The organism is Streptomyces sp. NPDC002004, from assembly GCF_053593975.1.
Map to the genome: position 1 here is coordinate 174,334 of NZ_JBSFDP010000014.1, position 6,709 is coordinate 181,042.

The 6,709-nt window shown below is 73.5% G+C and carries 6 protein-coding genes; all 6 read left to right on the plus strand.

All coding sequences use genetic code 11. From position 1 onward, the window contains the following. Positions 1-6: 6 nt before the first annotated feature. The 6 genes from fmdA to ACWCP6_RS22265 all read left to right on the plus strand — a co-directional run bounded on the left by fmdA (position 7) and on the right by ACWCP6_RS22265 (position 6,454). On the plus strand, positions 7-1,257 hold the full coding sequence (gene fmdA, locus ACWCP6_RS22240) for a formamidase (protein ID WP_450934224.1): 1,251 nt from the start codon (positions 7-9) through the stop codon (positions 1,255-1,257). A gap of 465 nt (positions 1,258-1,722) precedes the next feature. Then, positions 1,723-2,886 (plus strand): ribosome small subunit-dependent GTPase A, encoded by a 1,164-nt coding sequence (gene rsgA / locus ACWCP6_RS22245; RefSeq protein ID WP_450934225.1) that lies wholly within the window; start codon positions 1,723-1,725, stop codon positions 2,884-2,886. 590 nt (positions 2,887-3,476) lie between these two features. Beyond that, the gene (locus ACWCP6_RS22250; protein ID WP_450934234.1) at positions 3,477-4,928 is read left to right on the plus strand and encodes an AlkA N-terminal domain-containing protein; all 1,452 of its coding nucleotides are present in this window, start codon (positions 3,477-3,479) and stop codon (positions 4,926-4,928) included. Then, entirely contained in the window at positions 4,925-5,485 is a 561-nt protein-coding gene (locus tag ACWCP6_RS22255; RefSeq protein WP_450934226.1) for a methylated-DNA--[protein]-cysteine S-methyltransferase, read from the plus strand. The genes ACWCP6_RS22250 and ACWCP6_RS22255 overlap by 4 nt, the downstream gene beginning before the upstream one ends. 63 nt (positions 5,486-5,548) lie before the next feature. Beyond that, entirely contained in the window at positions 5,549-5,800 is a 252-nt protein-coding gene (locus ACWCP6_RS22260) for a hypothetical protein (protein WP_450934235.1), read from the plus strand. A gap of 162 nt (positions 5,801-5,962) precedes the next feature. Then, positions 5,963-6,454 carry a DUF456 domain-containing protein gene (locus tag ACWCP6_RS22265; protein WP_450934227.1) on the plus strand — a complete coding sequence of 164 codons (492 nt, stop codon included), beginning with the start codon at positions 5,963-5,965 and terminating at the stop codon, positions 6,452-6,454. The last annotated feature ends 255 nt before the right edge of the window (positions 6,455-6,709 follow it).

Sequence of the window (6,709 nt, forward strand, 5' to 3'; positions counted from 1 at the left end):
GCTGTTATGCCAGAAGTCATCTTCAATGTGGACCACAGTAAGTCGATGCGTGACCAGGATGTTCCCGGACACAACAGGTGGCACCCGGACGTCCCCACCGTCGCCATGGTGAAGCCGGGAGCGGAGTTCCGCATGGAATGCCGCGACTGGACCGACTGCCAGGTCGGCAACAACGACACCGCCAACGACGTACGCGACATCGACCTGACCATCCCTCACATGCTCAGCGGTCCCATAGGCGTGGAGGGCGCCGAGCCCGGCGACCTGCTCGTCGTCGACATACTCGACCTCGGCCCCGTGCCGCAGCAGACCGGGGACGCGGCGGGCCAGGGATGGGGCTACACCGGAATCTTCGCCAAGGCCAACGGCGGCGGCTTCCTGACGGACTATTTCCCGGACGCCTACAAGGCGATATGGGACTTCCACGGACAGCAGGCGGTCTCCCGCCACCTTCCCGGGATCCGCTTCACCGGCATCACCCACCCCGGGTTGTTCGGAACCGCCCCGTCCGCCGAGATGCTCGCCCGCTGGAACGCCCGCGAGCAGGCGCTGATCGACACCGACCCGAACCGGGTCCCGCCACTCGCCGTACCGCCGGACAGCACCAACGCACTCGCGGGCACGGCCACCGGAGACCTCGCCAAGCGCATCGGCGCGGAAGGCGCACGCACGGTTCCGGCCCGTGAGAACGGAGGCAACCACGACATCAAGAACTTCACGCGCGGTTCGCGGGTCTTCTACCCCGTGCACGTCAAGGACGCCAAGCTCTCCGGAGGCGACCTGCACTTCAGCCAGGGCGACGGAGAGATCACCTTCTGCGGCGCCATCGAGATGGGCGGCTTCATCGACTTCCACGTCGACCTGATCAAGGGCGGCATGGAGACGTACGGCATCTCCACCAACCCCGTGTTCATACCGGGCAACGTCGAGCCGAGGTACACGGAGTTCCTCACCTTCATCGGGATCTCCGTCGACCACGACACGGACACGAACTACTACCTCGACGCGACGCTGGCCTACCGCCGGGCCTGCCTCAACGCCGTCGAGTACTTCAAGAAGTTCGGCTACAGCGGAGAGCAGGCCTACCTGCTGCTCGGCTCCTCCCCCATAGAGGGACGTATCAGCGGCATCGTCGACATCCCCAACGCCTGTTGCTCGTTGTACGTGCCCACCGCCATGTTCGACTTCGAGGTCCGTCCCAGCGCCGCCGGACCGATGAAGGCCGACCGAGGCCAGTGCGCGTTGGCCACCGCCTGACCGGACCCCAGCTGCGGCCCCGCGGTCCCGGCTCCGATTCGGCCCTGCACATCATCGCCGTTTGCCGGATCCGGGACGGCGGGCCGCGGCCAGGACACGGTCCGCGCAGCTGATGCCCGCAGCCCCCAGGAACCTCGCACAGAACGCCGTACGCGTCGCGGCGTGAGGTCGTCCACCGGCTGCGGGCGTCGTACGGATGAGCCTGGACAGTTAATCGCTGGCGGCGTGCCCAGGGGTGGGGCTACGGTTTCCTCGTTCCTGGGCACGGTCGTGTTCCGTCCCCGAGGGAACGGTGTTGGTTCGTTGAGGAAGCAGGAGGTGAGGACATTGATGACTGTCACGGTGACGGGCGCTGCCCGCATTCAGGAGTTCATCATCGTTTCCGCCCCTGTGGTCTCCGGCTGACATCCACACATCTGCCGCGCGCCGAGCGCGCCGCCGGGGCCACCCTTCGAAGGGTTCCCCTTGTTCCACGCTTCGCTCGACACCTCTTCCACTTCCGATGCCCAGCACCCCCTCGCCTCCTACGGGTGGGACGAAGGCTGGTCCGCCGAGTTCGCTCCGTACGCCGAGCAGGGGCTGGTGCCCGGCCGTGTTGTGCGGGTCGACCGCGGCCAGTGCGATGTCGTCACCCCGGACGGCACGGTGCGGGCCGATACCGAATTCGTCGTCCCACGGGATCCGATGAAGGTCGTGTGCACCGGTGACTGGGTCGCCGTCGATGCCGTCGGCGACCCTCGATACGTGCGGACGCTGCTGCCGCGCCGTACTGCTTTCGTGCGGTCGACGTCGTCCAAGCGTTCCGAAGGCCAGGTGCTGGCCACGAACATCGATCACATCGTCATCTGTGTGTCGCTCGCGGTCGAACTCGATCTCGGGCGGATCGAGCGGTTCCTCGCCCTCGCGATGTCCAGCTCGACCGGTGATGCGCTGCTGCACGATTCGGCCCTCACCCGGGAGTCCGGGGCGCAGCCGCTCATCGTGCTGTCCAAGGCCGACCTCGTGCCCGATCAGGTCACGCTCCGCCATCTCGTCGAGGACGTGGAGACCGTCGCCCCCGGGGTGCAGGTGCTGCCCGTCAGCTCCACCACGCGGGACGGCGTCGATGTGCTGGGTGCCCTCGTCGCCGACGGCACCAGCGTGCTGCTCGGACAGTCCGGCGCCGGCAAGTCGACCCTGGCCAACACGCTCGTCGGCGAGGACGTCATGGACGTCGAGGCCGTGCGGGACATCGACAACAAGGGCCGACACACCACGACCACCCGGAACCTGCTCGTCCTGCCCGGCGGCGGCGTGCTCATCGACACGCCGGGGCTGCGCGGCGTGGGGCTCTGGGACGCGGGCAGCGGGGTGGGACAGGTCTTCGCGGAGATCGAGGACCTTGCCCGCGACTGCCGGTTCCACGACTGCGCCCACGAGGCGGAACCCGGCTGCGCGGTACGCGCGGCCCTCGCCGACGGCACCCTGCCCGAGCGCCGCCTCGACAGCTATCGCAAGCTCCTGCGCGAGAACCAGCGCATCGTCGCCAAGACCGACGCGAGGCTCCGCGCGGAGATGCGCCGCGACTGGAAGCGCAAGGGCGCGGACGGCCGCGCCGCCATGCAGATCAAACAGGGTCGCTTCCACTGACCCCGGCGGCCCTCACCCCGAGCGGCCCGCACCCACAGCGCCCGCCCAAGGCCGTACCGGCCGGCCTTCGGCAGGCGCCCCACCGCGGCGCCGAGGGGGTCCCGGCTCCCGGCGGCCCTCCCGCCGTGGCGGCCCGCCGGGCCACGCCGACCGCTCTCCTCCCGTCGCGGCCGGACGACGACCAGCTGCGGGGCGCGATGGTGCGGAGCCGGCCCGGGCCCGGCCGGGCGTACCCGACCGGGCTGGTCCCGCCCGTCGGCGGTGAGGCGTGGCCGACGGCGGGGGTGCCGCTTGGGTGCCGGTCGGCCTTCCCGCCGCGGTGGCGGGTCGCCCCCGCGGTGGAGACCGGCGGGCCCCCGTGGACGAGGGGGCAGCGGCGCCCGGCGGTCGGCAGCCCGGAGCGCACCCCGGGCGGGCCACCGGTCGCCCGTCCCGGTCCCGGGGGCGGGCCGGCGGCGCCCCCGGGCAGGGGGCGAGGGAGGACCCGGGCCCTCGGCACCGCGCGTGGCCGGGCCCCCGGCGACGGGGGCAACGTCGTGTCCGAAACCCGCCAGCCCGCGCGGCAGCGCCCCCGCACACTGGGAGGCGTGATGGACGAAGACACCAGGTACGAGGCCGTACGCAGCCGGGACTCCCGGTTCGACGGCGAGTTCTTCTTCGCCGTCCGGACGACGGGCATCTACTGCCGCCCGAGCTGCCCGGCGGTGACGCCGAAGCGGCAGAACGTGCGGTACTACGCCACCGCCGCCGCGGCCCAGCGACACGGCTTCCGGGCCTGCCGCCGCTGCCGCCCCGACGCGGTCCCGGGCTCGGCCGACTGGAACGTCCGGGCGGACGTCGTGGGCCGCGCGATGCGGATGATCGGCGACGGGGTCGTCGACCGCGAAGGCGTCGCCGGGCTCGCGGTCCGGCTCGGCTACAGCGCCCGCCAGGTACAGCGGCAGCTGACCGCCGAGGTCGGAGCGGGCCCCGTCGCCCTCGCCCGCGCCCAGCGCGCGCACACGGCCCGGGTGCTGCTGCAGACCACGGGTCTGCCGGTCACGGAGATCGCGTTCGCAGCCGGGTTCGCCAGCGTCCGGCAGTTCAACGACACGGTCCGGGCGGTGTACGACATGACGCCGACCGCCCTGCGGACCCTCGCGCCCGGCCGGGACGCACAGGCCCGCCGTACGGCCGCACCCGCCGCCGACCTGCCGCGCACCGGTACGTCCGCCGACGACGCCCCCCGCAGCGGCACACCCGCCGCCGGGATTCCCCTGAGGCTCGCGTACCGGGGTCCCTACCAGGCCGGCGCCGTCTTCGACCTGCTCGCCGGCGAGGCGCTGTCCGGCATCGAGGACGTCGGCGGCGCCCCCGGCACCCGTACGTACCGCCGTACCCTGCGCCTGCCGCACGGCACCGGCATCGTCGCCGTCGACGAGGCCGTACCCACCGGCTCCCCGGCCGTGGGCGGCTGGCTCGACGCACGGCTGCATCTGACCGAGCTTCGCGACCTGACCACGGCGGTGCAGCGGCTGCGCAGGCTGTTCGACCTGGACGCCGACCCGTACGCCGTCGACGAACGGCTCGGCGCCGATCCCGTGCTCGCCCCGCTCGTCGCCGCCCGCCCCGGACTGCGCTCGCCCGGCTGCGCCGACCCCGAGGAGTTCGCGGTCCGCGCGCTCGCGGGCGCGGACGGGGCGCGCCGTCTCGTCGAGCGGTACGGCACCGCGCTCGGCACCCCCTGCGGAGCCCTCACCCATGTCTTCCCCACGCCGGAGACCCTGGCCGCGGCCGAACCCGGCACCCCCGTCGGCCGCCTCGCCTCCGCCCTCGCCGAGGGCACCCTGCGCCTCGACGCGGGCGCCGACCGCGACGACGCCCAGCGCGCCCTGCTCCGTCTGCCGGGCGTGGACGCCCGTACCGCCGCCGCCGTCCGCACCCGCGCCCTCGGCGACCCCGACACGGTCCCGCCCGGCGAGCGCGCCCCCGACACCTGGCGCCCCTGGCGCTCCTACGCCCTGCGACACCTCAGCACCGCACGAGAGTGGGACGAACGATGACCAGCACCCGCAGCACGGCCACCGGCACCCCGAGCCCTGCGACGGCCGCCCGGCCGCCCGTGGCCGGGACCTCCCCCGTCACGTACTTCACGACGCTCGACAGCCCGCTCGGCGAACTCCTGCTCACCTGCGACGAGTCCGGCGCGCTGACCTCGCTGTCCGTGCCGGGGCAGAAGGGCGGCCGGAGCGTACGGCCGGAATGGCGGCACGCCCCCGAGCGGTTCCGTGACGCCGAGGCACAGCTCGTGGCGTACTTCGCCGGGGAGCTGAAGGAGTTCACGCTGACGTGCCACGCCGACGGCACCGACTTCCGGCGCACGGTGTGGGCCGCGCTCGACGACGTCCCGTACGGCGCGACCGCCACCTACGGCGAGATCGCCGCACGTATCGGGGCGTCCCGTGCCGCCGTACGGGCGATCGGCGGAGCGATCGGCGCCAATCCGCTGCTGATCGTGCGCCCGTGCCACCGCGTCATCGGCGCGGACGGCTCACTGACCGGCTACGCGGGGGGCCTGGAGCGCAAGCAGTACCTGCTCGCGCTGGAGCGGTCCCGCTAGGCGGTCCCGCCCGTCTCCTGCTCGACGTCCTCCAGCCCCCGGCTGAGCACCTTCTGCGGATGGATGGCGGATGACTTCGTCGCCGAGGTGGCTGCCGAGGCCGTGCTTGTGCGCCACTTCTCGGTGGTGCCCATGGCCGGGCCGCCGACGAGGATCGTGCCGTCGTCCTACGGGAAGAATCCGACGGGGTTCGCCCGGGGCTGGCCCTCGGGGGCCACCGTCGCCATGCGCCCCAGCCGCTGCGTCCCGAGGTGGGCGCGCGCTCGCGCGCTGAAGCCCGTGAAGTCCTGGGTCGTGAAGTCCTTCATGCCGTGAGCGCCGCACGCCCGCCCGGCTCTCCCCGTCGGTACCCGGGGCCCGCTGCGGCCGTCGCGCTGTGTCGCGAGGGGCGCCTCACGGCGCCGTGCGACGGCCGGGCATACCCGCGAAAGGGCGCCGCGAACTGCGGGGCCGCCCCGGCTCCGGCACGCTGGGCAGATGGGAGCGTGGGAACTCCTGCTGGTCGGCGTCGTGATGCTGCTCGGCCTGGCGGGAGTGCTGGTGCCGGGCGTGCCGGGGGCGTGGCTGGTGTGGGCCGCGGTCCTGTGGTGGGCGTTCCAGGACCGCAACGGCGTGGCCTGGTCGGTGCTCGTCGGAGCGACCCTGGTCCTCCTGGTGGCCCAGGCGGTGCGCTGGCAGCTGCCGCCCCGCCGGCTGCGCGCGAGCGGCGCCACCCGCCGGACGGCGGTGTACGCGGGTTCCGGCGCCCTCGTCGGCTTCGTCCTGATCCCCGTGCTCGGCTCGATCCCCGGCTTCGTCGGCGGCATCTACCTCTCCGAACGGATCCGGCTGGGCGGCCACGGCGAGGCGGTTGCCTCGACGCGCACGGTGATGCGGACCGTCGGCACGAGCGTGCTCGTGGAGCTGTTCGCGTGCCTGCTGATCACGGCAGCGTGGATGGGGGCGGTGATCTGGGGGCCGGGAAGCTGAGCGGGCAGTCGGCCGAGAGGGCCGGGCCCCCGCGCACTGCCGCGGCCGGGCCCGCGCACCGCCAGTGCATCCCGCGCATCGCCACCGGCCCCCTCGTCCGCGCCGCACCGGCCCTCGGCCCCGCGCCTGGCTTGCGCGTCGTCTCTGCCTTCCGCGCCGCGCTGCCCCTCGGCCCCGCGCCTGCCCGCCGCGCCACGCCCGCCCCCCCCGCGTCGGCCCTTCGTCCCGTCGGCCCGCGCGGTCCCGCCGACGGCC